This is a genomic window from Bradyrhizobium sp. C-145, from assembly GCF_023375135.1.
Taxonomy (GTDB): Bacteria; Pseudomonadota; Alphaproteobacteria; order Rhizobiales; family Xanthobacteraceae; genus Bradyrhizobium; species Bradyrhizobium zhanjiangense.
In genome coordinates this window covers 8,584,929-8,611,519 of the sequence record NZ_CP088150.1, presented here as the reverse complement: position 1 = coordinate 8,611,519, position 26,591 = coordinate 8,584,929, and the positions used below count along the sequence as shown (strand labels likewise).

The following is a 26,591-nucleotide window of genomic DNA, read 5'->3' as shown; positions in this document are numbered from 1 at the left end:
CTGATGGCAAATGCTGACGCGACCCCGGTCCTGGAGCTGACCGGCATCGGCAAGGAGTTCGGCGCGATCCGCGCGCTGCACGACGTCGACATGCAGGTCTTCCCGGGCGAAGTGGTCGGCCTGATGGGTGACAACGGCGCCGGCAAGTCGACGCTGGTCAAGATCATCGCCGGCAATTTCCGCCCCACGCACGGCGAGATCCGCTTTGCCGGCAGCGCGGTCCACTTCAACCGGCCGGTCGATGCCCGCGCCGTCGGCATCGAGGTCGTCTACCAGGACCTTGCGCTATCAGACAATCTGACCGCGGCCGCCAACGTCTTTCTCGGCCGCGAGCTGAAGCGCAAATTCGGACCCATTGCCTTGCTCGACCACAAGGCGATGGCGGCGCGCGCGCTGGAGCTGTTCGGCGAGCTGCGCTCGGAGACGCGGCCCGACGACCTCGTCAAGCAGATGTCCGGAGGCCAGCGCCAGGCCGTCGCGATCGCGCGGACGCGGCTCTCCAATGCGCGGTTGGTGATGATGGACGAGCCGACGGCCGCGATCTCGGTGCGTCAGGTCGAGCAGGTGCTCGGCCTGATCCACCGGCTGAAGGAGCAGGGTGTTGCCGTGATGCTGATCTCGCACCGCATGCCCGACGTATTCGCGGTGTGCGACCGCGTGGTCGTCATGCGCCGCGGCGAGAAGCGGGCCGACAAGCCGATCCACCAGACCTCCCCCGAGGAGGTCACCGCTCTCATCACCGGCGCGAAGGAGGCGGCGTGATGGCCATGCCCATGGAATCCCCGATCAGCTTCACCAATATCGGCCGGATCAGATGGTGGCAGCGCGGCATCTTCGCCTCCCAGACCGGCTATGTCCTGCTCGCGCTGGCCGTGCTGCTGGTGATCATGCACTTCGCCAGCCCATACTTCTTCACCGAAGGCAACATGCAGAACGTGGCGAAGAACTTCTCCTTCATCGCCATTGCGACGCTGGGCGTCACCTTCGTGATCATCACCGGCGGAATCGACCTGTCGGTCGGCTCAATGATGTGTTTCTCCGCCATGATCACCTCGATGGTGATGACCGAGCTGTCGGCGCCCGGCTCGCCGGCGGGCTCGCTGTTCGTGCACATGGCGGCCGACGGCAAGACCGTGCTCGCCAACGTGCCGGGCCTGATCCTGCTGGTGTCGATTCTCGCCGGCCTCGGCGTCGCACTGGTCGCCGGCCTCGTCAACGGCTTCTGCATCGCCGTGCTCGGCCTGTCGCCCTTCGTCACCACGCTCGGCATGCTCTCGATCGTGCGCGGCCTCGGCTATGTCGTCTCCAACGGCCGCGGCAGTTTTCCGGGCGGGCCGGACGCCGATTATTTTTATGCGCTCACCTCGGGTGACGTGCTCGGCGTGCCCGTGCCTTTCATCTATCTCGTGGTTCTCGCGCTGGCGATGGCCGTGGTGCTGCACCACACCTCGTTCGGCCGCCACGTCTTCGCGCTCGGCGGCAACGAGAAGGCGGCCGAGCTCACCGGCATTCCGGTGGTGCGGGTGAAGATCGAGGTCTACGTGATCTGCGCGCTCGCGGCAGGGCTCCAGGGCATTATCATCTCCGGCTGGCTCGGATCGGCGCCCGCCAACATGGCGACATCCTACGAGCTCAACGTGATCGCGGCGGCCGTCATCGGCGGCGCTAATCTGGCCGGCGGCATCGGCGGTCCGTTGGGGGCCATCGTCGGCTGCGTGCTGCTCGAGGTGATCCGCAACGGCCTCGTGCTGGCGCAAGTCAGCTCCTACTGGCAGCAGACGCTGGTGGGCGTGATCATCATCCTGGCCGTGCTGGTCGACCGGATCCGTTCGCGGATGAGCTGAGGTGACGTCGTTTCGGGAGGGCAACGAACATGCCGCCTATCCGCTTCCCGGACGCTTCTTTGAGAGGATAGGCGCAAGAGAAGGGTGGAGGAGACAATGAGGAAACTTCTTCTTGCCGGCATCGCCGTTGCAATGATGGCAACGCCGGCGTTCGCTGCGAACTACCGCTTCGTCATCGTGCCCAAGGCGATGAACAATCCGTTCTTCGACTTCGCGCGCGACGGCTGCCTGAAGCGCGCCAAGGAGCTCGGCAATATCGAGTGCATCTACAAAGGTCCGGTCGAGCATGAGCCGGCGACGCAGGCCCAGATCATCCAGGACTTCGTCACGCAGAAGGTTGACGGTCTCGCCATCTCGGTCGCCGACGTCGCGGCCATGACCAAGTCGATCGAAGCGGCGACCGCCGCCGGCATTCCCGTCATCACCTTCGATGCCGATGCGCCGGGCTCCAAGCGCATCGCCTATATCGGCACCAACAACAAGGAGTTCGGCTTAGCCCTCGGCAAGCAATTGCTGAAGATGCGGCCCGACGGCGGCAAATACGCGATGGTCTCTGGCGGTCCCGGCGCCAAGAACCTCGCCGAGCGCGTCGACGGCGTTCGCGAGGCGCTGAAGGGCTCGAAATGGACCGAGGTCGCGGGCTCGCCGACCTTCTGCAACGACGATCCCGCGCTGGCGGTTCAGCAGATGACGGACATGCGCACCGCAACGCCGGACCTTGCGGCCATTGTTCCCATCGGCGGCTGGCCGATGTTCGCGCCCGAAGGCTTCAAGGCGTTCGCCTCCAGGAACAAGAAGGACATCGATTCAGGCAAGTTCACGTTGGTCGTCGCCGATACGCTCAAGATGCAGCTCGAGCTGCTGCGCGACGGCTATGCCAACGCGCTGGTCGGTCAGCGCCCGTTCGAGATGGGCGAGAAGGCGATGGACACGCTGCTCGCCATCAAGAAGGGCGAGAAGGTGCCGGAGATCGTCTACACCGGCCTCGACCTCGTGACCAAGGACAACGTCGCGCAGATGTTGAAGTAGGAACGCGCCGCCAGCCCCGCGCTCCTGCGTGCCTCCCCCGCTTGCGGTTTTCGCGAGCGGGGGAGATGATTTGGACCGTTGGAAGGAAGACTCCTGGAAGGCAATGGGAATGAAACGGTCGCGCCTCGGCTCTCTCGACGTCACCTCAATCGGCCTCGGTTCCGCCCCGCTCGGCGGATTGTTCACCCCCGTCAGCGATGCCGATGCGGAAGCGACGATCGCACGTGCCTGGTCGCTCGGCGTGCGCTTCTTCGATACCGCGCCGCTTTACGGCTTTGGCCTGGCCGAGCGGCGGCTTGGCGCGTTCCTGCGGCAGCAGCCGCGCGAATCCTATGCGATCTCGACCAAAGTCGGGCGTCTCTTGCGCGCGCCGGAGGGCGGTGCCGCCGAGGACGAGCACTACAAGGGCACGCCGCGCGAGCGGCCGGTGTTCGATTTCAGCCATGACGGCGTGATGCGCTCGGTAGAGGAAAGCCTCGCCAGGCTCGGGCTCGACCGTGTCGACGTCCTGCTCGTGCATGATCCCGACGATCATTATGACGATGCCGTCGCCGGTGCCTTCCGCGCGCTGCAGCGCCTGCGCGAGGACGGCACGGTCAAGGCGATCGGCGCCGGCATGAACCAGTCGGAGATGCCAGTCCGCTTTGCCGACGCCGTGCCGGTCGACTGCTTTCTGCTCGCCGGCCGATACACGCTGCTCGATCAGGGCGCGCTGGATGCGCTGTTTCCGGCCTGCCAAGCCAGGAACATCAGCATCCTGCTCGGCGGCATCTACAACAGCGGCATCTTGGCCAATCCGCACACGAGCGCGAAGTTCAATTATCAGGACGCCGATGCCGCGCTCGTCGCGCAGGCGCTCGAACTCGACGGGCTCTGCCGCAAGCACGGCACCGAGCTGAAGGCCGCAGCACTGCAGTTCTGCATGGCCCATCCGGCCGTGACAGTCGCCGTGATGGGCGCACGCAATGCCGCCGAGGTGGCCGACAACATCGCGATGTCGGAGGCGGCGGTGCCGCAGGCCTTCTGGCAGGAGCTGCGCGCGCGAAACCTCGTCGATGCGCGGGCGCCGCTGCCGGGCGGAGCGTGAGCCATGATCATCGACGGCCACCAGCATTTCTGGGATCCGGCGCGCGCCGATTATCCCTGGATGGAGGCGGACGAGCTCGCGCCGATCCGCCGTGCCTTCGGTCCTGGCGATCTCGCACCATTGCTGAAAGCAAACGGCATCGACGCCAGCATCCTGGTGCAATGCCGCTCCGCGCTGGAGGAGACCGAGGAATTCTTGCGCATCGCGGATGCGACGTCCTCTGTCATCGGTGTCGTCGGTTGGGCTGATCTGACGGACGGTGCGCTTGACGAGACGCTTCATCGCCTGCGAGCCTCCCCCGGTGGCGACAAGCTGGTCGGCATCCGCCACCAGGTGCACGACGAGTCCGATCCCGACTGGCTGCTCCGCGAAGACGTCCAGCGCGGTCTCACGGCGGTGTTCGCCCGCGATCTCGCCTACGATCTCCTCGTTCGAACCCGCGAGCTGCCCTCGGCCATCGCAACCGCCCAGGCCTTCCCGCAAGCACGCTTCGTGCTCGATCACGCCGGCAAGCCGCCGATCGCCGATGGTGGAAGCGACGAATGGGCCGATCGCATCAAAGCGCTCGCCGCCTGCGGCAATGTCTGGTGCAAGATTTCGGGGTTAGCGACGGAAGCGGTCTGGAGCGATTGGGATGCGGAGCGTCTGTTTCCGTTCGTTCAGCACGCCGCGACATGCTTTGGCGAGGATCGGTTGATCTTCGGCTCGGACTGGCCGGTGTGTCTGCTTGCGGGCAGCTACGGCGAGATCAAGGGTGCGTTGGAAGCGTGCTTGATGAAGCTTGGTCCGCAGGTGAGGGAGAAGGCGTTTGGTGTGAACGCGATGGCTGCGTATCGGTTGGCGGTTGCCAGTTAGAGCGAAGCAGCGGACTGTTTCTTACCCTCCCATGGAGGGGGAGGGTCGAGCGCGCGTAGCGCGAGCGGGGTGGGGTGATCTCTCCACTCGGGCACCGCTGCCGTGGAGAGACTGTCACCCCACCCCGTCTCACATTTTCGCTGCGCTGAATGTGAGCCGACCCTCCCCCTCCAGGGGAGGGTAAGAGACCTCATGCCCCCGCGGGCACTTGATCCAAGAATCCTGTCACGCTCCTAATCCGGCCGTCCTTCAGCACGGCAAAATCCGTGCCCTTGATCGGGCTGTCGACACCATCAGGGCCGAGTCCCCAGCTGAAGCGCACCTGGTCGCCGTAGCCGTTGGGCTCGCCGATCAGCTTGAATCTGAAATCGGGAAAGCGCTGCTGCACGCCGGCGATCAGCGCGTCGATGCCGTCCTGGCCGTCGCCCTTCATCAGGGGATCGACATAGTTCGCATCCACCGTCCAGTTCTCGCGGAGCAGCTCGCGGCGGCGGCCGGCGGCGCGTTCGTTCCAGAGCTCGATGTAGCGTCGGGCGATGGTGACGGGGTCGGTCATGGTACTCTCCTTCGATGGCGCCGTGTTGTCCGGCTGACCGCGACTATCGAAGGAATGCGCGCGCCGATCGATTACCTCGGAGGTCATGCGCATGATCCGGAAAAGTGTGGAGCGGTTTTCCGATCAGACCATGCGCAAAAAAACTGAGGCGCGATGATGTTTCATCGCGCCTCAGGCGCACGCACAATCTCATGCGGGCGTCACTTCGCCGCGGTCACCATGATCTCGACGGTGTATTGCGGCGCCGCTAGCTTGGCTTCGACGGTGGCGCGGGCCGGCGTATTGCCCGGCGAGACCCAGGCGTCCCACACCGCGTTCATCTCGCCGAACGTCTTCATGTCGGTGATGTAGATCGTGGCCGAGAGCAGCTTCGATTTGTCGGTGCCGGCCCTGGCGAGGTGGCCATCGATGGTCGCCAGGATGTCCTGGGTCTGTTTCGTTACGCTTTCGCCGGCAGCCTTGTTCGCGACGACGCCGGCGAGATAGACGGTGTTGCCGTGCACGACGACCTGGCTCATGCGCGGGCCGGTTTCAAAACGCTGAATGCTCATTTGGGGTCTCCTGGTGGAAGGGCGGCCCTGTCTAGCCCAGCGACCCGCGCTCTGCCACCCCAGGCACGCATGCGTTGCCAGGCACGCATGCGTTGCCTGCGCGCGATGCGCCGCTCAGCGAAATTGGCTGAAGAAAGCCCAGATCGTCTCGGCGCCGTCGATGTCGCCGTTCTGCGGGCCAAGCAGTTTGGTCGCGACTTTCGGGAAACGCGCATCCGGTGCAAATCCGGGCATGCGGTGGCCGCCATGGTTGATGCGATAGAGCACGACGTCGTGCCCGGTCGGACAGCGCGAGCTGATCCGTGTCACGGTGGACTGGTCTGCAGGCGCCCTGTCGGGCATTTCGGTCACCTCGGCGTCATCGGTCTCACAGCCATTGAGGCTGCGCCAGAATGCCAGCGTCTCGTCCGTCGACCAGAACCCGTCTGCGGCATAATAGCTCGATCCGCGCCCGCCCTCGTAGGGGACGAGCGGATCGGCGGTGCCGTTCATGAGCAGCATCGGCAACGGCCGCGACGGATGGCAGGTGACGGCGGCCTCTTCAGTGAGATTCATGACCACGCTCGCGCCGGCCGCAAACAAATCGGCGCGGGCGCAAACCAGCGTCATCACCATGGCGCCGCCATTGGAGATGCCGGTGACATAAACGCGCTTCGCATCGGCGGTGCCGTCGGCCACCAGCTTCTCGACCAGCTTTGCGATGAACGCGACGTCATCGGTGCCATCGGGTGGGCCGCGGAGCGCGGGTCCCGCCTTGGTCCTCGCATCGGCCCAGGCGTGGTTGAGCCCGTCCGGAAAGACGACCGCAAGCCCCTCGCGCTTGGCAAGCTGCGGCCACGCCGTCCGCGCGACCATGTCGGCGCCGCGCTGGGTCTTGCCATGCAGCACGATGACGAGCGGTGCCGGCTTTTTCGCCGGCAGCTGCACGGTGTAGGAGCGCTTCACACCGTTGACGTCGACAGTGTCGGCCCATGCAGGAGAGAAGCAGCAGATCACCGCCAGCCAGAACGGGGCAACGTGCAAGGCGGGTCGTATCATCCAGGCCATGATCGGTACCATCGATAGCGTTTAGCCGCTTCGACGAACGTAACCAAGTTCAAGATCTCGGCGCGAGCTTCAACCGCATGTATATACCGCGTGATTGCACAAATATTTTGTAGCAATCGCGAATTGAGCTGCGTCAAACGGAGAAACCGAGATAGACTGCAATTGGGAGTTGAGAAAAATTATCACGACGGGGGCTGAATTGCGCCACCTGGAAAACTACCTCGATCCTTCGGAGATACTTCGTTTTTTTGAGGAGAAATTTGGGACTGGCGTCTGGCGCTGCGATGCCGAAGGCCGGATGCAGTGGTCGCGTGGCTTCTACGGCCTGCTGGGTCTCGATCCCAATGCCGTCGCGCCCAGCTATGCGGAGATCGAGAGACGAATTCATCCGGAGGATCGCCGTCCGCAGCGCGATCCGCGCGAATTGGCCTTCGACCGATTTTTGCTCGACGGCGAGTTTCGCATCATCCGGCCGAATCGTGCACTGCGCTGGATCCGTATCCAGTCCGAGACTTTTTTGAACTCGGCCGGCGAGCCGGAATGCGTGGTCGGCGTCGCCATCGACATCACCGAACAACGCAGATCGCTGCAGCCTCTCAAGACAGATGCGGGTCGCTACGCGGCGCTGACGCAGGTCGCAGGCGGGTTGCTGTGGGTCGGCAGTCAGGACGGCCGGATTACCGCGCTCTTGAACGCGGAGGACAAGCCGGACGCGCACCGGTTCTTCGGCAAAGGCTGGCTTGATCTGCTTCCCGAAGAGGAACGCGAAACGGCTTTGCGGATCTGGGCGGCTGCCGCCGAAACGGGACAGCCCTACGATGTCGAGCATAGGCTGCGCCAGTCCGACGGCTCCTACCGCTGGTACCATTGCCGGGCTGTGCCGGTCCCGGACGCGGATGGTAGTGTTCGGGAGTGGTTGGGAATCTCCACGGACGTGCACGAGGAGCGACTCTCGACCCAACACGTGGCGACGTGGAGGTTGACGGGTGCGCAATTGCGCGCCGCCCGCGGCATGCTGAACTGGTCGGTGAAACAGCTCGCCGCGCGAACCGGGATTTCTGCTGCCGTGATTCGCCGGCTTGAGGAGCAGAACGGTCTCCTGCGCCTGCCCGACGAGACATTGACGACCCTTTGCGCCACGCTCTCGTCTGCGGGCATCGAGTTCATCTTCGGAGCCGGGAAACCTGGCGTGAGGCCGAGATAATCGTCAAGCAGCCAGTCGCGACCGCCATCGATTTTTGCGGAGATCGAGGTGAGATCGAGCCCACTTCTCACCAGTTTTGATGTTGGCGCAGCGCTCTGTCGATTGAGAGACAACAAGATCCTGGCAAGGCCTCGCACTTTAATTCCGGCTGCAGAAGCGGCGCTCAATTTTTGTGCGTTGAGAGACCTCGCGAACAAATTTTTCTTAATGTCGCAATAAGCAATTTTGGTCACCTTGGTCACACACACGTCAAAGTCAGAGTCGGAGAGGCGTAAAACTGACGGTAGTAGCGGGGTAACGGGGCGCTGCATCGTCGTCAGGATTGCTCAAGCGGCGCGCGCGTCGATCTGTCTGGGATCATTGCCAGCCGGGTGCGCCAATGCTGTCGCGATCGGAATGGTGGGGTATCGCCCGATCTGGTCATGTCAAACGATCGTTTCGGTCTGCGGCATCGCCACGCGGGAATTTTCATGCGACGTCTTAGGCCATAGCGGCCATAGCTGCGGAGTATTTGCCAATGTCTTATTTCAAATTTCGTATCGGTGGCCGATTGATTGCGGGATTTGCTGCAGTCTGCGCCATCATCGCGCTTTCCGTCGGCTACACCATGTTCGAGGTCGGGCGCATTTCAACGACGGTCAATCGCATGACGAACCTACGCACGCCGGTCGCGCTGGCGAGCACCGAGCTGATCGGCGATCTCTATTCCACGCTCGCGACCCTGCGCGGCTATTTGCTCAGCGGGAATCCGCAAGGCAAGCTCGATCGCATGTCGATGTGGAAGGAGATGGATAGAACAGTGGCTGCGTTCGACGAGCAGGCGGCGCAGTTCACCAATCCCGAGAACAGGCAAAAATGGGAGCAAGCCAAGCTGCTGCTCGTCGAGTTTCGCGCGGCGCAGGACAAGGCCGAAGCGATTGCTTTCACCCCTGACGCCTATCCCGCGACCAAGCTCATGGTCGGCGAGGCCGGCCCGCGCGCAGACGTGATTTTCTCCGAGATCACGAAGATGATCGATCAGGAGGAGGCACAGGAAGCCACGTCGGAGCGGAAGAAATTGCTCAAGGCGATGGCGGATACGCGGGGCAATTTTGCCGCTGCCACGGCCCAGCTCCGGATGTACCTGCTCTCGGGCGAAAAGACCGACAAGGAAAAATTCGTGAAGCCGTGGGAGGCGTTTGAAAAAGGCTATGCCGGAGTCAATGCGCGAAAGGACCTGCTCACCGTCTCGCAACAGGCGTCCTTCGATAAGATCGCAAAGGCGAAAAGCGAGTTCGCGCGCCTCTATGAAAGGATCTTCGCGCTTCGCGAGTCCCCGGACTGGAACGCGCCGGTTTATCTGCTGGTGACCGAAGCCGCGCCGCGCGCCGCAAGGATTCTCGACCTGCTCGACGGGCCCAAGGGCGTCGACGGCACCCGCTCGGGAGGCATCAAGTCCAATCAGAAGCGGATGCTCGTCGAGGAGACGCGCGGCGTGCAGGAGAGCATCTCGCTGCTGAAGCTGGTCCTGTGGACTCTGTTGGCCGCGGGAGTCGGCCTCGGCGGGACAATCGCATTGTTCACGTCCCGCTCGATCGCCGCTCCGATCCGGGGGATGACCCTTGCCATGGGCAAGCTCGCCGGCGGCGACACCTCCACGAACGTTCCCTGCGTGGGCCGTACCGACGAGGTCGGCGAGATGGCCATTGCGGTCCAGGTCTTCAAAGACAACATGATCGAGGCCGATCGTCTGCGCGCCGAGCAGGCACAAATGGAGGCTCGCGCGGCCGCTCAACGCAAGGCCGACATGCACAGGCTCGCGGGTCAGTTCGAGGACGCGGTCGGCGACATCGTGAGGACGCTGTCGTCCTCATCGACCGAGCTCGAAGCGGCGGCCCGGACGCTGAGCAAGACCGCGGAGAACACCCAGGAGCTCTCGAGCGTCGTCTCTGCCGCCTCCGAGGAAGCATCGACCAATGTTCAGTCGGTTGCCTCCGCCACCGAAGAGATGAGCTCATCCGTGACCGAAATCGGCCGCCAGGTGCAGGATGCCGCCAGAATTGCCGGCGCGGCGGTGGAGCAGGCGCAGAGGACCAATGATCGGGTCAACAAGCTGTCGCAGGCGGCCACCCGCATCGGCGACGTCGTCGAACTCATCAACACGATCGCTGGGCAGACCAATCTGCTTGCTCTGAACGCCACGATCGAAGCGGCGCGAGCCGGCGAAGCGGGGCGCGGCTTTGCCGTGGTTGCGTCCGAGGTCAAGGCGCTGGCCGAGCAGACAGCGAAGGCGACCGGGGAGATCGGTCATCAGATTGCCGACATTCAAGCCGCCACCCAGGAATCCGTGGTCGCGATCAAGGAGATCAGCGGAACAATCGGCAGGATCTCGGAGATTTCTTCGGCGATCGCATCGGCAGTCGAAGAGCAGGGAGCCGCGACGCAGGAGATCGCCCGCAACATCCAGCAGGCGGCGCAAGGCACCGATCAGGTCGCAGCCAACATCAGTGACGTGAAGCACGGAGCGGCGGAGACTGGTTCGGCTTCAACCCAGGTGCTTGCCTCGGCGCAAATGCTGTCGAAGGACAGCGCGCGATTGCACTCCGAGGTCGAGCAGTTCCTGACCACCGTGCGCGCCGCCTGACTCGAATAGGCGAGTGTCCTGCCATGTCCGCATGAGGGAACGCGATGGCCGATCGAATCAAGAAAGAAACGCGAGCGGGCGCGATCGATAACGTTATCGCGTTGCCGCTCAGCCCAACCAGCCTGGTCGCTAACACCAGGAGAGACTGCAAATCGCTGCAGCAAAGCATCGTGACAATGCAGCAATGTCTCAGGGCGCTCGGCGACTTTGTCCGAAATCTCGATGACGGGCCGGAGGCCGAGAGACTTCGAGCCCACATGGCCGAGCTGAACGAGCTGTTGTCTCTGCGGCTCGATCAGCTCTCGCTGACCGAACGCCTGTTGCAGGAGATGCTTCGCCGCGGCTGAGGCCGGTGCGCCGCCGCGCACCCGCCAGCCTCGTCGGTCACCCCACCGCCTTCGCCGCGGAGCGGCCGGCATTGCGCCCCGAGAACAGGCAGCCGCCGAGGAAAGTGCCCTCCAGCGAGCGGTAGCCGTGCACGCCGCCGCCGCCGAAGCCGGCGGCTTCGCCGACGGCATAGAGGCCGGGGATGACGCTGCCCTCTTCCCCGAACACGCGCGACTCGAGATCGGTCTCGAAGCCGCCCAGCGTCTTGCGGGTGAGGATGTTGAGCTTCACCGCGATCAGCGGTCCATGCGCGGGATCCAGGATTCTGTGCGGGGAGGCGGTGCGGATCAGCTTATCGCCGATATAGCGGCGCGCATTGTGGATGTTCATCACCTGCGCGTCCTTGACGTAGGGGTTGGCGATCTCGCGGTCGCGCGCTTCGATCTGCATCCTGATGTGCTCGAGCCTGAGGAGGTCGCTGCCGGCGAGCTCGTTCATGGCCGCAACGAGCTCATCGAGCTTGTCGCGCACGATGAAGTCGACACCGTGGCTTTTGAACGCCTCCACCGGCGCCGGCGCGCCCTTGTTGGTGGCGCGGCGCAAGGTCATGCGCCAGCTCTTGCCGGTGAGGTCGGGGTTCTGCTCCGAGCCCGACAGCGCAAACTCCTTCTTGATGATGCTCTGCGTCAGGATGAACCAGGAATAATCATAGCCCGTCGACATGATGTATTTGAGCTGGCCGAGCGTGTCGGAGCCCGGAAACAGCGGCGCCGGCAGCCGCGTGCCCGTGGCGTCGAACCACATCGAGGACGGGCCGGGCAGGATGCGGATGCCGTGGCGCGGCCAGATGGGATTCCAGTTCTGAATGCCCTCGACGTAATGCCACATGCGGTCGCGATTGATCAGTCGCGCGCCAGCCTTTTCCGTGATGCCGATCATGCGGCCATCGACATGCTCGGGCACGCCCGAGATCATGAATTTCGGCGGCTCGCCGAGCCGCTTCGGCCAGTTCTGCCGCACCAGCTCATGATTGCCGCCGATGCCGCCGGAGGCGACGATCACGGCTTGCGCCTTCAACGCAAACTCGCCGACGACGTTGCGTGACGAGCTCTTGCCCCGCTCGATAGTGTCGGGGGCGAGAACGGCGCCGCTGACGCCATCGACGGTGCCGTTGGTGATGGAGAGCGCATCGACGCGATGGCGGAACCTGAAGGTCAGCCGGCCGCTTCGGGCGGCTTGGCGCGCGCGGCGCGCGAATGGCTCGACGATGCCGGGGCCGGTGCCCCAGGTGACATGGAAGCGCGGCACCGAATTACCGTGGCCCATCGCGTCATAACCGCCGCGCTCGGCCCAGCCCACCACGGGGAAGATGCGATGGCCCATTGCGCGCAGCCAGTCGCGCTTCTCGCCGGCCGCGAACGCCACATAGGCCTCGGCCCATTGCCGTGGCCAGAAATCCTCGTCGCGGTCGAAGCCGGCGGTGCCGATCCAGTCCTGGAGTGCGAGCTCGTAGGAGTCCTTGATGCCGAGCCGGCGCTGCTCGGGCGAATCGACCAGGAACAACCCGCCGAACGACCAGAACGCCTGGCCGCCGAGCGACTGCTCGCCCTCCTGGTCGACCACGATCACGCGCTTGCCCGCGTCCGCGATCTCGGTTGCGGCCACGAGGCCCGATAGTCCCGCGCCGACCACGATGACGTCAGTTTCTTCCGCCATGTATCTCCCCCTCCACGGGTTCCCCCCTGTAGTTACCCGGATTGAAGCCAGCGGTTGCAACTGAGATCAAGGGCGCGGCCCGTAAGACAACATTAACTTGTTCCACTTCGGGATAGAGACTGGCCAAGTGCAGCGCGGACGCAACACTGTATTTGAATTTGTTTTGACAGAGCGGGCGCGCCTAGACAAAACCACAGAGTCGACAGACGCTAGCCGTGCATCACCACCTGACACGCAGATTCGAATCCGACTGGGGCGGGGGACAATGAAGTTTCTGACGGGGTTGCTTGCGGTGATTCTCCTGATCGCCGGCATGGGGGCTTCTCACGCGGTGGTCCGTATCGCGGATGACCGTGGCGGCAGGATCGGAACCTACGTCGACAGGTACCAGGACCTGCGTCAGTCAGGCGAAACCGTCATCATCGACGGCCTCTGCGCCTCCGCCTGCACCATCGTCCTCGGCGCCATTCCACGCGACCGCATCTGCGTGACCTCGCATGCAACGCTCGGTTTCCACGCCGCCTGGGATTTCGGCAGCAATGGCCGCGCCGTCACCAATCCCGAAGCGACCCAGATGCTCTATGCGATGTATCCCTCGCAGGTGAGGCGCTGGATCGGCCAGCGGGGCGGGCTGACCCCACGCATGCTCTTCCTGAGGGGCAAGCAGCTCGAGGCCATGTACAAGCCCTGCTACCTGGACGCGCAAGCCTCGAGCAACAGGCCGTCGCGCCGATCTCTCCCACAAGCGGAGCAGCTCGAATCCGCTCGGGGCCAGCTGCTTCACTGATCTTCGCAGGATCCTTTTGGGCCGACGCGGGCGTCTTGTCCGCGGGCGGCCCAAAGCCTATCTGAAAGCCTGGGAATCGGGGCCCTCGCCCCAATCATTGCCATGGCTCAACCACTGCATCCGGCTCATCCTGTATCGGACAATTCGCCCACTGCCGGCCGGATGCCGTCCGTGCTGCTGTGGGCGGGCGCAGCTTTCGGCGCGCTCGTCGTGGTCGGCGCCCTCGCGCTCTGGTTCCACTACGGCACCCAGGTGTTCTTCGAAATGATCAGGACCGGCTTCGCCGCCTGCTTCTGATCCCGATAGGAAGTGTTCCGACAATGAGCCCCATCGCCCGTCCGCTGGTGATCGCAACCGCCTTCGCCGCAAGCCTCATTGTCGGGCTGCTGGTGATGTTCTGGGCCATGGGCGGGGTGAGCAAGGTGGCGCAACCGGCGGCGATCGGCGGCCCGTTCCAGCTCACCGACCAGAACGGCAAGGCCGTCACCGACAAGAGCCTGAAGGGCAAGCCGACCCTGATCTTCTTCGGCTACACCCATTGCCCCGACGTGTGCCCGACCTCGCTGTTCGAGATCTCGGAAGTGCTGCGTGCGATGGGCAAGGATGCCGACAAGGTCAATGCCATCTTCATCTCGGTCGACCCCGAGCGCGACACGCCGGCGGCGATGAAGGACTATCTGACGAGCTTCGATCCGCATCTTGAGGGCCTCTCCGGCGATCCCGCCGAGGTCGCCAAGGTGATCACGTCCTACCGCGTCTACGCCAAGAAGGTCCCGACCAAGGACGGCGACTACACCATGGACCACACCGCGCTGGTCTATCTGATGGACCGCGACGGCCGCTTCGTCTCGGCGTTCAATCTGAAGCGGACGCCGGAAGAAGCCGCGGCCGAGCTGAAGCGGTATCTCTGAGAGGCGATCAATCCGCCGCGAACTCCGCTGCAACCTCTCCCGCTTGCGGGAGAGCTCGCGCCGAAGGCGCGGGTGAGGATTCTCTCCTCTTGGGGGTTCTCGCCCAGAGGAGGCACCCTCTCCCCGACCCTCCCCCGCTTGCGGGGGAGGGAGCGCAACCAGCCACAATCGGCGCTCGCGTTCCGGGCCGAATGGTCTATAAGGCCCTCCGATCTCAACGCAATTCGTTCATTTCCGGCCGATGGCTCCATCGCAACAGGCGAAATCGTCAAAATCTGCCCGTGGCTTGCTGATGGGATTGGCCATCGGTGCTTGCCTGCTCGCAGGGCTCGGCGCCACGAATGCCCAGACACCAGCCAAGCGGCCGCCCACGGCGCCCCAGGCCACGCCGCAAACCGCGCCCCAGGCCGCCCCACAGGCCGTGCCGGGCTTCTGGGACCCGCGGCGCCGGCCGGAGCGGCCGGACCTGTCGCGCCTGACCGTGATCCGCTTCCTGACCGAGACCGACTATCCGCCGTTCAACTTCACCGGCGCCGACGGCAATCCGGCCGGCTTCAACGTCGATCTCGCACGCAGCCTGTGCGACGAGATCAAGGTCACCTGCACGGTGCAGATGCGCCGCTTCGAGACGCTGGTCGACGCGCTCACCTCGAACCGCGGCGATGCCATCATCGCCTCGATGGCGGTGAGCCCGCAGCTTCGCGCCCGCGTCGACTTCACCGATCCCTATTATCGGGTGCCGGCGCGTTTCGTCTCGCGCAAGGACGCAGTGATGGCGGAGATCCGCCCCGAATACCTCGAAGGCAAGAAGGTCGGCGTCATCGCCGGCTCCGCGCACGAGGCGTATCTCAAGGCGATGTTCACCGACGCCGAGCTGCACGCCTATCCCAATGACGATGCGCTCCGCAGCGCTTTGCGCAAGGGCGAGGTCGATTTCATCTTCGGCGACGCCATCTCGCTCGCGTTCTGGATCAACGGCACCGATTCCGGCGATTGCTGCGCCTTCTCCGGCGGCCCCTTCGTCGAGAGCCGCTTCTTCGGCGAGGGCATCGGCATCGCCGTGCGCAAGGGCAACGACGTGCTGCGGCAGGCCCTGAACTGGGCCCTGTTCCGCGTCTGGGAAAAAGGCCGCTACACCGATCTGTGGCTGCGGTATTTTTCGGTGAGCCCGTTCTAACTAGCGTCGCTGCTCCCTCCGCCGTCATTGCGAGGAGCTCGCGACAAAATTGCGCAGCAATTTTGCGCTGATGCGACGAAGCAATCCAGACTGTCACCGCGGAGACAGTCTGGATTGCTTCGCTTCGCTCAATGACGGTGCAAGAGGCAATACCGCCTACAAAATTGCATTCTGCCCGGAAATCGCTATTTTCCGCGGCCCGGAGGCCCCTGATGTCCGTTATCGATCTTGCTGCGAACCCGAGCGACCTGCGTGCGCTCGCCGAACAATCCAACGCCTGGCCGTTCGAGCAAGCGAAGGCCATTGTCGCGCGGCTGAAGAAAAGCCCGAAGGACGAGGTGCTGTTCGAGACCGGCTACGGTCCCTCCGGCCTGCCGCATATCGGCACGTTCGGTGAGGTCGCGCGCACCTCGATGGTGCGCCACGCCTTCCGCGTGCTGACCGAGGACAAGATCAAGACGCGCCTGCTCGCCTTCTCCGACGACATGGACGGATTTCGGAAGGTGCCCGACAACGTCCCCAACAAGGACATGCTGGCCGCGCATCTCGGCAAGCCGCTGACGCGGGTGCCGGATCCGTTCTCCAACGAACACCCATCGTTCGGGCATCACAACAATGCGCGGCTTCGCGCCTTCCTCGATCATTTCGGATTCGACTACGAGTTCGCGAGCTCGACCGACTACTACACATCGGGCCGCTTCGATGCGACGCTGCTCAAGATGCTGGCCGCCTACGACAAGATCATGGCCATCATCCTGCCGACACTCGGCCCCGATCGCCGCGCCACCTATTCGCCGTTCCTGCCGATCAGCAAGACGACGGGCGTCGTGCTGCAGGTTCCGATGATCCGCCGCGACGTCGCAGCCGGCACGGTGACCTATGTCGACCCCGATACCAACCAGGAAGTCGAGACGTCCGTGACCGGCGGCAACGTCAAGTGCCAATGGAAGGCGGATTGGGCGATGCGCTGGGTCGCGCTCGGCGTCGACTACGAGATGGCCGGCAAGGACCTGATCGATTCGGTGAAGCTGTCCGGCGCGATCGCCCGGGCGCTTGGCGCCACGCCGCCGGAAGGCTTCAACTACGAGCTCTTTCTCGACGAGAAGGGCCAGAAGATCTCGAAGTCGAAGGGCAACGGCCTGACCATCGACGAATGGCTGCGCTACGCTTCGCCGGAATCGCTGTCGCTGTTCATGTATCGCGAGCCGAAGGCGGCCAAGCGGCTGTATTTCGACGTCATCCCGCGCAATGTCGACGATTACCAGCAATTCATCGACGGCTTTGCCAAGCAGGACGGCAAGCAGCAGCTCGGCAATCCGGTCTGGCACATCCACAACGGCAAGCCGCCGAAGGGCGATATGCCCGTCACCTTCCAGCTCCTGCTCACGCTGGTGTCGTCGTCGAATGCGGAGAATGCCGAGACGCTGTGGGGTTTTATTGGCCGCTACCGCCCCGGCGTGAGCCCGCAGACGCATCCGAAGCTGGATGCGATGGTCGGTTATGCCATCAACTATTATCGCGACTTCGTCGCGCCCACGAAGCAGTTCCGCGTGCCCACGGACACAGAGCGCGCCGCGCTCCAGGACCTGCGCGATGCGCTGTCGCAACTGCCGCAGGACGCATCGGCCGAGGACATCCAGAACGTCGTCTACGAGGTCGGCCGGCGCGAGCCGTTCCTCGACCAGGTCAAGAAGGGCAAGGATGGCCGTCCCGGCGTCACGCTCGACTGGTTCAACATGCTCTACCAGGTGCTGCTCGGCCAGGAGAAGGGCCCGCGCTTCGGCTCCTTCGTCGCGGTGTACGGCATCCAGAACGCAGTCAACATGATCGACGGCGCGCTGGCGCGAAGCGCGTGAGCGCACTCCCGCTATCATCGCCCGCGAAGGCGGGCGATCCAGTATTCCAGAGGCGGTTGTGATAGAGCCGAGAGGCCGCGGTGTACTGGATTCCCCGCCTTCGCGGGGAATGACATTGAACAATGTAGGGAAGTTGCGGAGTGACGCCCGCCTAGATCGAGCGCAGCACGTACCGCCGGTTGTCCTTCTGCACCGGACGCGCGTTCATCGGATAGAGCTTTGCGAACGCGGCGACATCGGCGGCTGACACCTGGATCGGGTCGGTCAGCAGCAGCCATTCGACCACCTCCGAGCAGGGCGGCGTCGTCAGCGAGCCGGGATAGCGGAAATAGCTGAGTCGCTGCGGCAGCATGGCGTGAGGATCGATGGTCGCATCGGCCTTCACCGCGGGACCTTCGGCCGCCGGCATAGTCTTGACGATCTTGCTGAAGGCTGCGTTCGGCCTGCCTTCGGCCATCAGCACGCCGATCACGGCGAGCCCGCCGGCATCGTTGCGATGGACGAAATGTGCCTCCATCGGAAAATTCTTGCCGCCGATCATGTGCTCGCTCGGCCGGTGGAAGTGCACCTGCAGCAGCTTGTACTTGACGTTGCCGAGCATGAGCGTGCTGCCCTCGGCGAAGTTGAGCTGGATCGTGTGCCCGTTGTTGACGATGGTGTCGGCGCTCTTGGCCCAGTTCAGCTTCAGAGCGGGCAATTGCGACTTGATCGCCCCCTCGATGTCGATCGGCGATTGCTGCAGGCCGACCGCGCAGGCCTTGTTGGCCGCGTCGAGATCGCCCCATTTGGCCGGACCGCCGGCGCCCTCATAGCTCCAATGCACGCCTTCGGCGGCGAAGGCCGGCTTGCAGAGCGGACAAAGCGCGAGACCCGCCAGGGCCTTCAATGCGTGACGGCGATTCATCGTACTCCCCCGAGATGAATTTGATCGGCAATCGGTACGCAACCTATGCGAGAGGGCCGGTGAGTCGCAAGGTCGCCCGCTGCGAAACGCGGCGCGGGTGATGTCATCGCCTGGTCACCCACGCCGGGCGCGACGCAATCACTGGCTCGCCCAGACGATCCGCGCGATCCAGGCGACGTCGCTCATCGCGATCGTCCGCTCCGCCCGTGACGCATCGAGCGGCTGCAAGTCCAGCGCCTTCGCCGTGCGGCGCTTCAGCGTCGCGACCACCACTTCGCCCGCTCTGGTCTTCACCACCACGCGATCGCCTTTGCGGATCGGCGTGCCGCGCGAGACCAGGATGATATCGCCGTTGCGATAGGCAGGCTGTAGCGCATCGCCGGAAATCTCCAGCGCAAAGGCGTGCCCGTCCTCGGCGGTGGGAAGCGCGATTTCGGTCCAGCCCTTGCCGGATGGAACGCCGGATTCGTCGAAAGCGCCGCTGGTACCGGCGAGTGCGAAGCTGAGCAGCGGCACTGAGCGATCGTCGCCGGCGTCCTCGTCGATCAGTCTCGCAAAGCTGTCGATCGAGGAGCCCGCCGCCGCCAGCGCCTTCGCGATCGATTCGGTCGAGGGCCAGCGCTCGCGGCCGTCGGAGGTGACGCGCTTGGACTTGTTGAAGGTGGTGGGATCGAGCCCGGCGCGTTTGGCAAGGCCGGACGGCGACAGCCCGGCGCGCGCAGCCAGCCGATCCAGCGCGCCCCAGATCTGGTCGTGAGTCAGCATCCTCTGCGCTTTGGCCTGTTTGACCATGGAAGGTCCAGCCCGTCGCAACTCAGGAAAACTGTCCTCAAATCAACCGGTTTTCCGCTTTCCGTGCAAGAGGCGGCGGACGAAAGCGTTTTCAAGCGAAGTGGGTACCGGTTCGCGTCAAGAAAACGCGTCAAAACAGGAATCTAGAGCCCCATTCCGATTTCATCGGAACGGAAAGGGCTCTAGGTCTTGAGTTCGGCAGGGGCCGCCTTTACGGTCGCGCCCGGGTTTTAAGGACCCGCGAGAGACGAAAAAACCCAAAAGACTCAAAGAGCAAACAGGGCTGCGTAAGCGGTGGTCAAGATCTACAAAATCTGTCCGGCCTCGGCCTGGCGCGAGGCGGAACGGCAGGGTGTCTACCGCGGCAGCGCGGACGATGCGCGCGACGGCTTCATCCATTTCTCGACCGCGGCCCAGGTTCCCGAGACCTTGCGCAAGCACTATGCCGGGCAGCGCGCGCTGTTCCTGGTCGAGGTCGACGGCGATGCGCTCGGCAGCGAATTGCGCTGGGAGCGCTCGCGCAATGACGAGCTGTTTCCGCATCTCTATGGCGAGCTCGATCTCGGCGCGGTGATCGCGGTGATGAACCTCAACATCCGCTCCGACGGTAGCCACGATGTTCCGGAGCTGCTGCCGTGATCCGCGCTTTCGACGCCTTTTCGCTACCGGTGCTGCGCTGGCTCGATCCGGAAGACGCGCATCGCCTCGCGATCCAGGGCCTGCGCTTTTTGCCGCCGGTCAAGCCGCGCGCTGACGATCCCAAGCTCGCGGTGCGCGCCTTCGGGCTCAACTTCCCCAATCCGATCGGCATGGCCGCGGGCTTCGACAAGAGCGCCGAGGTGCCGGATGCGCTGCTGCGGCTCGGCTTTGGCTTCGTCGAGATCGGCTCGGTGACGCCGAAACCCCAGGCCGGCAATCCGCGGCCGCGGCTGTTCCGTCTGGAGCGCGACGAGGCCGTCATCAACCGCATGGGCTTCAACAATGACGGCGCGGATCTCGCCCTGCGCCGGTTAGCTGCGCGCGCGCAGCATGGCGGCATCGTCGGCGTCAATATCGGCGCCAACAAGGATTCTCCCGATCGCGTCGGCGACTATGTCAAGCTGATCGAGACCTTTGCGCCGGTCGCGAGCTATTTCACCATCAACGTCTCCTCGCCGAACACGCCGGGCCTGCGCAATTTGCAGGAAGGCGCATTGCTCGACGATCTCCTCGCCAGGGTGATCGACGCGCGCGAGCGGGTGCGGCAGAAGGCCGGCGACACGCCCGTGCTGCTCAAGATCGCGCCTGACCTCAGCCTCGCTCAGCTCGACGACGTCGTGCAGGTCGCGCGCTCGCGCCGGGTCGACGGCATGATCGTGTCGAACACGACCATCGCGCGGCCGAGCACGCTGCGCGAGGAAATGCGCGCCAGGGAGCAGGGCGGTCTGTCCGGACGGCCGCTATTCCGCCTGTCGACGCGCATGGTCGCGGAGACCTATGTGCGCGTCGAGGGCGCCTTCCCGCTGATCGGTGTCGGCGGCGTCGATTCGGGCGGGGCCGCGCTGACCAAGATTCGCGCCGGTGCCAGCCTGATCCAGCTCTATTCGTCGCTGGTCTACAAGGGCCTCGGTCTCGTCGACGAGATCAAGCGCGACCTGACCTCGACGCTGCTCCGCACAGGGCGGGATTCACTCTCCGAGATCGTCGGCGCGGATGCTGCGACACTCACCGCGGAAGACTGGCCGGGGATGTGAGCGAGCTGCGTAGCCCGGATGGAGCGAAGCGCAATCCGGGATCGGCCCACCTGCACGAAGACCCCGGACTACGCTTCGCTCCATCCGGGCTACGATTCTTCTAGCGCTTGGCGAACGTCGCCCTGAATTGCGCCGGATAGCGCGCGGCCTGCAAGCCGCCGCGCGAGACGTAGGACGCCATCAGCGCGCTCCACAGTCCGGCATTGCCGAACGATTGCAGCGCCCACCAGGTGCCGAGGAAGATTGCGAGCGAGGCCAGCATCAAATTTCGCATCTCGCGCGCCCAGGTCGCGCCGATATAGATGCCATCGAAACCGAAGGCGAAGACGCCGGGTATGGGTGCGAGCACGACGAATGGCAGCAATTCGCGCGCGGTACGGCGGACGTCGTCACTCGCCGTCATGAAATCGATCAGGGCCGGCCCGAACAGCGCGAACAGCACCGCGACGACGACTGCAAAGCCGAGCCCCCACAGCAGCACCAGCCGGGTCGAATCGGCAAATCCTTTTGCATCGCGTGCGCCAAGGGTGCGGCCGCAGAGTTGCTGGGCTGCGTTGGCGAGACCGTCGAGGAAGAAGGCGCTGACCAGCAGGAAGTTGTTGAGCACGGAGTTGGCGGCGAGCGTCACGTCGCCGGCCTGTGCGCCCTTGGCGGTGAAGAACAGGAACGCGGCGATCAGTGCCGCGGTGCGGATCAGGATGTCGGAATTCACCGCCAGCATCCGCAACAGCTTCTCGCGGTCGAGCAGAGTAGCGTACGGCACTGCGAAGCCGCTGTCGGCATAATGACGGCAGACGATCACGCCGAGCGCGAATCCGACCGCTTCCGACAACAGCGCGGCGATCGCCGCGCCGGCGATGCCTGTGTCGTAGATCAGCACCAGCAGGATCGTCGCCGCCATGTTGACGAGGTTGATGACGACCTGAAGCGACAGCGCTGAATTGGCGCGGGCCTGGCCGATCAGCCAGCCGAGGATGACGTAGTTGGCGAGCGCGAACGGCGACGACCAGATCCGGATCTTGAAGTAGGTCTTCGCGGCCCGTGTCACACCCTCGCTGCCGCCCATGAGGTCGAACAGCACTGCGGCCAGCGGCAGCTGCAGTGCGATCAGCGCGGCGCCGATCAGGCCAGCAACGATGAAGCCGCGCGCCAGGATCGCGGTCGGCTCGCGCGTGTCACCCGCGCCCAGCGATTGCGCGGTGAAGGCGAGCGTGCTCATGCGCAGGAAGCCGAACAGCCAGAACAGGCAGTCGAAGATCACTGACGCGATCGCGACGCCGCCGAGCAGGGCGGCATCGTCGAGCCGTCCGATCGCCGTGGTCGAGACCACGCCGATCAGCGGCGTGGTGAGGTTCGCGACCATCGCGGGACCTGCGATGGCGAACACCTGGCGGGAGCCTATCCTGCGATGAACGGGCGCGTGCATGTCAGAACACGAGCACCATGCCGTCTTCGGCGGCGAGATGCTCGATGTCATCCAGGCGCGACAGCATGTCGTCGCTCATATGGGTGAGCACGAGCCGCTTGGCGCCGATCGCGGGCAGATGTTGTTCCAAGGTTTTCAGGCTAAGATGGTTCTTGACCACCTTCTCGTACATGTAGGCTTCCGCAATGAAAAGGTCCGCGCCATTCGCCAGCGGAATGAGCGTGTCCGTCCATTCGGTATCGGCGCTGTAGGCGAGCGTGCGGCCCTCGGCCTCGACGCGATAGGCCAGGAAGGGCCCGCCGGATTCGCCGTGCACGACCGGGTAGGGTGTCACCGCCACCGCGCCAAAACTTTGGCTTTGATGAGGCGCGAGCTCCACGACATTGAGGTCGAAGCGCTGCTTGGTTTTTGAGGAGTGCTCGAACAGAGCCTCCATCACGACACGAAGCCGCATCTCGATGCCTTGCGGACCCGCAATCGTCAGCGGCCGCGTCCGACGCGAGAATTGCGCGTCGAGCAGGAAGAATGGCAGCCCCGCAAAGTGGTCGCCGTGGAAATGCGTGATGAGGATGAGGTCGATGTCGTTGCGATCGATCTCGAGCCGTTTCAGCGCCGGCAGCGCCGACGCACCGCAATCGATCAGGAAGTGGGCTTCACGCCCCGAGACGTGGAAGCAGGTATTGAGCCTGCCGCCTGAGCCGAAGGCGTCGCCGCAGCCGACAAAGCGTAATTGCATCGGCTGCGGACTCCCAAATCCTTACCTGCCGCGCGGCGCGCCGAACACGCGCGAGAGCAGCCAGATCGGAATCACGATGACCGCGCCGAGCAGGAAGTAGCGCCACAGCCAGTTCACGGCATCGAAGCCGAGATCCCAGAGACGCTGGAACAACAGGCGAATGCTGTGGATGATATTCCAGGGGTCGAAGCCGATCGCGGCCAGCACGACACCGACCAGGATCGAGAGCAGGACCAGGCGAAACGCGACCGCCAGCGGCGTGCCGCCGAGAAAGCGGTTCAGGCCATCGCCGCGGCCGGCCGGCAAATCTCTGACGTCGTGGGCCATCGCAAACTCCTTGGGCGGATTCAACCCCATTATAGGTCACGGCGGGGCACATGGGGAACCCGCAACCATGCGTCAATCAGCTTACCGCATTTTAATTCGCGTGAGCACGCCAGAGCTTCGATAGTGGCGCGCGGCTGGCCTCGGGCTCGGTGCAACCTCTCCCGCTCGCGGGAGAGGTCGCGCCCCCGGGCGATGCGAAGCATCGTCCCGCGCGCGGGTGAGGGTTCTATCCTCTTGGGGAATCCCACTGCAGAGAAACCCTCACCCCAACCCTCTCCCGCAGGCGGGAGAGGGGGCGCACCTCCGCCTGGGCGCTAAGCGAGCCTCAGTCCAGCACACTTCACGCCTCAATCTCCGCTGGTTCCGCCTTCAACATCCTCTCCAACGTTTCCAGCCGGTCGGCCTCGCGCGGCGGCTTGTCCCAGCGCAGGCGGCTAATGCGGGGAAAGCGCATGGCGACGCCGGATTTGTGCCGCGGTGAGCGCTGGAGGCCCTCAAAGGCGACCTCCACCACCAGCCCCTTGTCCGGTTCGTGCACGACATGGCGGACGGGGCCGAATTTTTCCGTGGTGTTGCGGCGGACGAAGCGGTCGATCTGCAACAGCTCCTCGTCGGTGAAGCCGAAATAGGCCTTTCCGACTGGCACCAGCTCGTCGCCGCTATCGCCCTCGGTCCAGACGCCAAACGTGTAGTCGGAATAATAGGACGAGCGCTTGCCGTGACCGCGCTGCGCATACATCAGCACGGCATCGATGATGTGCGGATCGCGCTTCCACTTCCACCATTGGCCCTTCGGCCGCCCCGGAAGATAAGGCGCATCGCGCCGCTTCAGCATCACGCCCTCGACCGCGTCGGCATCCCCGCCGGCGCCGGCACTGGCAGGATCGGCGCGCGCAGCGGTGAGCGCCTCCCAGCTTGCGAACGGGACGGTGGGCGACAGATCGATGCGGGGATCGTCGAGCTTCCTGATGAAGGTCTCCAGCCGCTCGCGCCGCTCCGCGAACGGCAGCTCGCGCAAATCGTTCTCGTCGTCGCCGAGCAAATCGTAGGCGCGCAAGTGGATCGGAAATTCCTTGATCAGCTTTGGCGAGACGACCTTGCGGTTCAGTCGCTGCTGCAGCACGTTGAAGCTCTGCACGCGGCCCTCGCGCAGGATCAGCAGCTCGCCGTCGATCGCGCCAGGCAGGTGCAGCGAGGGGACGAGGTCCGGAAAACTTCCCGTGATGTCTTCACCGGTGCGCGAATAGAGCCGCGCCGTGATGTGGCCGCGATCATCACGCCCTGCGACGGCTTGCACCCGGATGCCGTCCCATTTCCATTCGGCGATGTAGTCGGCGGGATCGAGTGCAGCGAAATCCATGTCCTCGATCGCATGCGCCAACATCACCGGCCGGAACGGCGCGGGATCGCGATTGACCGGTTTTTCGCCGCGGCCTTCCAGCCACGCAAACAGGTCGAGATACGGCGGCGAAAGGCCGGGCCAGATCAGCTCGATCTCATGCGGGTCCTTGTCGCCGAGCGCGGCGGCCGCGGTCTTGGCGAGACGCGCGGAGATGCCGATGCGAAGCGCGCCGGTGACGAGCTTCAGCAGCGCCCAGCGGCCGGTCTCATCGAGCTCGTCCAGCCAGCGCTCGAGCTGCTTCGGCAGCTCGATCTTGCCGAGCGTGCGCAGTGTGGTGACGACTTCGGTCAGGGTCGGAGGCGGCGGGTTGTTGTGAGCGGTCATCGCCGCCTTCGGCCACATCAGTGCCACCGTCTCCGAGAGATCGCCGACATAATCGTACGACAATCCAAACAGAACCTCATCCGTGCGCGCCGCGATCAAATCGCGGATCAACGCGGGCTTGGCGTGCTTGAAGCTCAGAGCGCCGGTGAGTGCGGCCAGTGCATAGCCGCGATCGGGATCGCCGACTTCGCGGAAATAGCCGGTGATCAGCCGCAGTTTGTTGTTGCGGCCGGGCTCGTAGGCGAGACGGTCCAGAAGCTCGGCGAAGCGGTTCATGCTTCGGCCTCGTCTTGAATTGGCGTCTCGCTCTCCTCCTCGTCACCATAGCCGACGAGATCGAGCGGCCGCGCTTTCAGGCCTTTGCTCTGACACCAATGCACCAGCGCATCTTCCTGGCCGTGGGTGACCCAGATCTCGCCGGCGCCGGTCGCGGCGATTGTCGCGGTGAGGCCATCCCAATCGGCGTGGTCGGAGATCACAAGCGGCAGTTCGATGCCGCGCTGCCGCGCGCGAGCGCGCACGCGCATCCACCCCGAGGCAAAGGCGGTGACGGGATCGGGAAAGCGCCGTGTCCAGAGATCGGATGTCGCCGACGGCGGTGCCAGCGTGATGGTGCCGGCGAGCGCCGCTTTCTTCACGCCTTTCACGGGCCGCAATTCGCCAAGTTCGATGCCGCGGCTCTGATAGTAATGCGTGATCGTCTCCATCGCGCCATGGAGGTAGATCGGCGCGTCGTAGCCGGCCTGGCGCAGCAGCGCGATCACGCGCTGCGCCTTGCCGAGCGAATAGGCACCGACGAGATGCGCACGCTCCGGAAACAGCGCGACCGAGGCCAGCAGCTTCTTGACCTCGTCGGCCGCATCGCCGTGACGAAACACCGGCAGCCCAAAGGTGGCCTCGGTGATGAAGACGTCGCAGGGCACGAGCTCGAACGGGGTGCAGGTCGGATCGGGCGCGTCCTTGTAGTCACCGGAAGCAACGATGCAGGTGTCGTTGCAGGTCACCGCGATCTGCGCCGAGCCCAAGACGTGGCCAGCCGGGTGAAACTTGACGGTGACGTCGCCGAGCCGGATCTCCTCGCCATAGCGGATCGTCTGGGTCGAGCCGGCAAAATTCTCGCCGTAGCGCAGCCGCATCATGTCCAGGGTTTCCTGCGTCGCCAGCACCGCGCCGTGGCCGGCGCGGGCATGATCGGAATGGCCGTGGGTGATCACGGCCCGCTCGACCGGGCGCACAGGGTCGATATGGAAGCCGCCGGGCTTGCAGCACAGGCCGGCAGCAACTGGCAGCAGGATGTCTTGCGGGCGCATGGTGGTCATATAGGGACCGGTGCTCCGATATTCATCCGTCATGCGCGGGCTTGACCCACGCATCCAT

General features: G+C 64.4%; 26 protein-coding genes. 15 read left to right on the top strand and 11 right to left on the bottom strand.

What is annotated here, in order from left to right; genetic code table 11:
- Nucleotides 1–3: 3 nt before the first annotated feature.
- From LRP30_RS40475 to LRP30_RS40455, 5 genes are all read left to right on the top strand, one after another.
- A complete protein-coding gene (locus tag LRP30_RS40475) occupies nucleotides 4–762 on the top strand; it encodes an ATP-binding cassette domain-containing protein (RefSeq protein WP_091885062.1) in 759 nt (252 codons plus the stop codon).
- Complete coding sequence (locus LRP30_RS40470; RefSeq protein WP_249758390.1) at nucleotides 762–1,844, top strand: ABC transporter permease; 1,083 nt, start codon at nucleotides 762–764, stop codon at nucleotides 1,842–1,844. The genes LRP30_RS40475 and LRP30_RS40470 overlap by 1 nt, the downstream gene beginning before the upstream one ends.
- A 96-nt stretch (nucleotides 1,845–1,940) precedes the next feature.
- Nucleotides 1,941–2,873, top strand: coding sequence for a sugar-binding protein (locus LRP30_RS40465; RefSeq protein ID WP_061879645.1), 933 nt, complete (start codon nucleotides 1,941–1,943; stop codon nucleotides 2,871–2,873).
- Nucleotides 2,874–2,982: 109 nt separating this feature from the next.
- Entirely contained in the window at nucleotides 2,983–3,960 is a 978-nt protein-coding gene (locus LRP30_RS40460; RefSeq protein ID WP_249758389.1) for an aldo/keto reductase, read from the top strand.
- Between the two features lie 3 nt (nucleotides 3,961–3,963).
- On the top strand, nucleotides 3,964–4,815 hold the full coding sequence (locus LRP30_RS40455) for an amidohydrolase family protein (RefSeq protein WP_249758388.1): 852 nt from the start codon (nucleotides 3,964–3,966) through the stop codon (nucleotides 4,813–4,815).
- Between the two features lie 190 nt (nucleotides 4,816–5,005).
- Here LRP30_RS40455 and LRP30_RS40450 read toward each other — a convergent pair whose 3' ends face one another.
- From LRP30_RS40450 to LRP30_RS40440, 3 genes are all read right to left on the bottom strand, one after another.
- Nucleotides 5,006–5,371 carry a nuclear transport factor 2 family protein gene (locus LRP30_RS40450; protein WP_249758387.1) on the bottom strand — a complete coding sequence of 122 codons (366 nt, stop codon included), beginning with the start codon at nucleotides 5,369–5,371 and terminating at the stop codon, nucleotides 5,006–5,008.
- Nucleotides 5,372–5,571: 200 nt separating this feature from the next.
- Nucleotides 5,572–5,922, bottom strand: a complete 351-nt coding sequence (locus tag LRP30_RS40445) for a RidA family protein (protein ID WP_128936860.1) — start codon at nucleotides 5,920–5,922, stop codon at nucleotides 5,572–5,574.
- Between the two features lie 114 nt (nucleotides 5,923–6,036).
- Nucleotides 6,037–6,960 carry a PHB depolymerase family esterase gene (locus LRP30_RS40440; RefSeq protein ID WP_249761937.1) on the bottom strand — a complete coding sequence of 308 codons (924 nt, stop codon included), beginning with the start codon at nucleotides 6,958–6,960 and terminating at the stop codon, nucleotides 6,037–6,039.
- A 178-nt stretch (nucleotides 6,961–7,138) separates the two neighbouring features.
- Between LRP30_RS40440 and LRP30_RS40435 the strand changes: the two genes are divergently transcribed.
- The 3 genes from LRP30_RS40435 (at nucleotide 7,139) to LRP30_RS40425 (ending at nucleotide 11,143) form a co-directional block, all read left to right on the top strand.
- Entirely contained in the window at nucleotides 7,139–8,173 is a 1,035-nt protein-coding gene (locus LRP30_RS40435) for a PAS domain-containing protein (RefSeq protein ID WP_249758386.1), read from the top strand.
- Nucleotides 8,174–8,690: 517 nt separating this feature from the next.
- Nucleotides 8,691–10,796 (top strand): HAMP domain-containing methyl-accepting chemotaxis protein, encoded by a 2,106-nt coding sequence (locus LRP30_RS40430; protein ID WP_128942040.1) that lies wholly within the window; start codon nucleotides 8,691–8,693, stop codon nucleotides 10,794–10,796.
- Nucleotides 10,797–10,840: 44 nt separating this feature from the next.
- Complete coding sequence (locus tag LRP30_RS40425; RefSeq protein WP_128936858.1) at nucleotides 10,841–11,143, top strand: hypothetical protein; 303 nt, start codon at nucleotides 10,841–10,843, stop codon at nucleotides 11,141–11,143.
- 37 nt (nucleotides 11,144–11,180) lie between these two features.
- Here LRP30_RS40425 and LRP30_RS40420 read toward each other — a convergent pair whose 3' ends face one another.
- Nucleotides 11,181–12,839: an FAD-binding dehydrogenase gene (locus LRP30_RS40420; RefSeq protein WP_249758385.1), complete on the bottom strand. Its 1,659-nt coding sequence runs from the start codon at nucleotides 12,837–12,839 to the stop codon at nucleotides 11,181–11,183.
- Nucleotides 12,840–13,104: 265 nt separating this feature from the next.
- Between LRP30_RS40420 and LRP30_RS40415 the strand changes: the two genes are divergently transcribed.
- The 5 genes from LRP30_RS40415 to LRP30_RS40395 all read left to right on the top strand — a co-directional run bounded on the left by LRP30_RS40415 (nucleotide 13,105) and on the right by LRP30_RS40395 (nucleotide 17,570).
- Nucleotides 13,105–13,626 carry a hypothetical protein gene (locus LRP30_RS40415; RefSeq protein ID WP_164935102.1) on the top strand — a complete coding sequence of 174 codons (522 nt, stop codon included), beginning with the start codon at nucleotides 13,105–13,107 and terminating at the stop codon, nucleotides 13,624–13,626.
- Between the two features lie 102 nt (nucleotides 13,627–13,728).
- Nucleotides 13,729–13,923, top strand: a complete 195-nt coding sequence (locus tag LRP30_RS40410; RefSeq protein ID WP_249758384.1) for a hypothetical protein — start codon at nucleotides 13,729–13,731, stop codon at nucleotides 13,921–13,923.
- A gap of 23 nt (nucleotides 13,924–13,946) precedes the next feature.
- Nucleotides 13,947–14,537, top strand: coding sequence for an SCO family protein (locus tag LRP30_RS40405; RefSeq protein ID WP_249758383.1), 591 nt, complete (start codon nucleotides 13,947–13,949; stop codon nucleotides 14,535–14,537).
- Nucleotides 14,538–14,778: 241 nt separating this feature from the next.
- Nucleotides 14,779–15,714, top strand: coding sequence for a transporter substrate-binding domain-containing protein (locus LRP30_RS40400; RefSeq protein ID WP_249758382.1), 936 nt, complete (start codon nucleotides 14,779–14,781; stop codon nucleotides 15,712–15,714).
- Nucleotides 15,715–15,926: 212 nt separating this feature from the next.
- Nucleotides 15,927–17,570 carry a lysine--tRNA ligase gene (locus LRP30_RS40395; protein ID WP_128936853.1) on the top strand — a complete coding sequence of 548 codons (1,644 nt, stop codon included), beginning with the start codon at nucleotides 15,927–15,929 and terminating at the stop codon, nucleotides 17,568–17,570.
- 151 nt (nucleotides 17,571–17,721) lie between these two features.
- On the opposite strand, the gene LRP30_RS40390 is transcribed toward LRP30_RS40395, so the two are convergent.
- Both LRP30_RS40390 and LRP30_RS40385 read right to left on the bottom strand, forming a co-directional pair.
- Nucleotides 17,722–18,474, bottom strand: a complete 753-nt coding sequence (locus tag LRP30_RS40390; protein ID WP_164939718.1) for a carbonic anhydrase family protein — start codon at nucleotides 18,472–18,474, stop codon at nucleotides 17,722–17,724.
- A 138-nt stretch (nucleotides 18,475–18,612) separates the two neighbouring features.
- A complete protein-coding gene (locus LRP30_RS40385; protein WP_128942046.1) occupies nucleotides 18,613–19,266 on the bottom strand; it encodes a helix-turn-helix transcriptional regulator in 654 nt (217 codons plus the stop codon).
- A 294-nt stretch (nucleotides 19,267–19,560) separates the two neighbouring features.
- Between LRP30_RS40385 and LRP30_RS40380 the strand changes: the two genes are divergently transcribed.
- Both LRP30_RS40380 and LRP30_RS40375 read left to right on the top strand, forming a co-directional pair.
- Nucleotides 19,561–19,905 carry a DUF952 domain-containing protein gene (locus tag LRP30_RS40380; protein WP_128936849.1) on the top strand — a complete coding sequence of 115 codons (345 nt, stop codon included), beginning with the start codon at nucleotides 19,561–19,563 and terminating at the stop codon, nucleotides 19,903–19,905.
- Nucleotides 19,902–20,999 carry a quinone-dependent dihydroorotate dehydrogenase gene (locus LRP30_RS40375; RefSeq protein WP_128936848.1) on the top strand — a complete coding sequence of 366 codons (1,098 nt, stop codon included), beginning with the start codon at nucleotides 19,902–19,904 and terminating at the stop codon, nucleotides 20,997–20,999. Before LRP30_RS40380 ends, LRP30_RS40375 begins: the two co-directional genes overlap by 4 nt.
- A 100-nt stretch (nucleotides 21,000–21,099) precedes the next feature.
- On the opposite strand, the gene LRP30_RS40370 is transcribed toward LRP30_RS40375, so the two are convergent.
- From LRP30_RS40370 to LRP30_RS40350, 5 genes are all read right to left on the bottom strand, one after another.
- Entirely contained in the window at nucleotides 21,100–22,425 is a 1,326-nt protein-coding gene (locus LRP30_RS40370; RefSeq protein WP_249758381.1) for an MATE family efflux transporter, read from the bottom strand.
- A gap of 1 nt (nucleotide 22,426) precedes the next feature.
- Complete coding sequence (locus tag LRP30_RS40365; RefSeq protein ID WP_249758380.1) at nucleotides 22,427–23,161, bottom strand: MBL fold metallo-hydrolase; 735 nt, start codon at nucleotides 23,159–23,161, stop codon at nucleotides 22,427–22,429.
- A 21-nt stretch (nucleotides 23,162–23,182) separates the two neighbouring features.
- Nucleotides 23,183–23,488, bottom strand: coding sequence for a DUF6460 domain-containing protein (locus LRP30_RS40360; protein ID WP_128936845.1), 306 nt, complete (start codon nucleotides 23,486–23,488; stop codon nucleotides 23,183–23,185).
- 340 nt (nucleotides 23,489–23,828) lie between these two features.
- On the bottom strand, nucleotides 23,829–25,490 hold the full coding sequence (locus tag LRP30_RS40355) for a cisplatin damage response ATP-dependent DNA ligase (protein WP_249758379.1): 1,662 nt from the start codon (nucleotides 25,488–25,490) through the stop codon (nucleotides 23,829–23,831).
- Nucleotides 25,487–26,524: a ligase-associated DNA damage response exonuclease gene (locus LRP30_RS40350; protein ID WP_128937630.1), complete on the bottom strand. Its 1,038-nt coding sequence runs from the start codon at nucleotides 26,522–26,524 to the stop codon at nucleotides 25,487–25,489. The genes LRP30_RS40355 and LRP30_RS40350 overlap by 4 nt, the downstream gene beginning before the upstream one ends.
- Nucleotides 26,525–26,591: the final 67 nt, after the last annotated feature.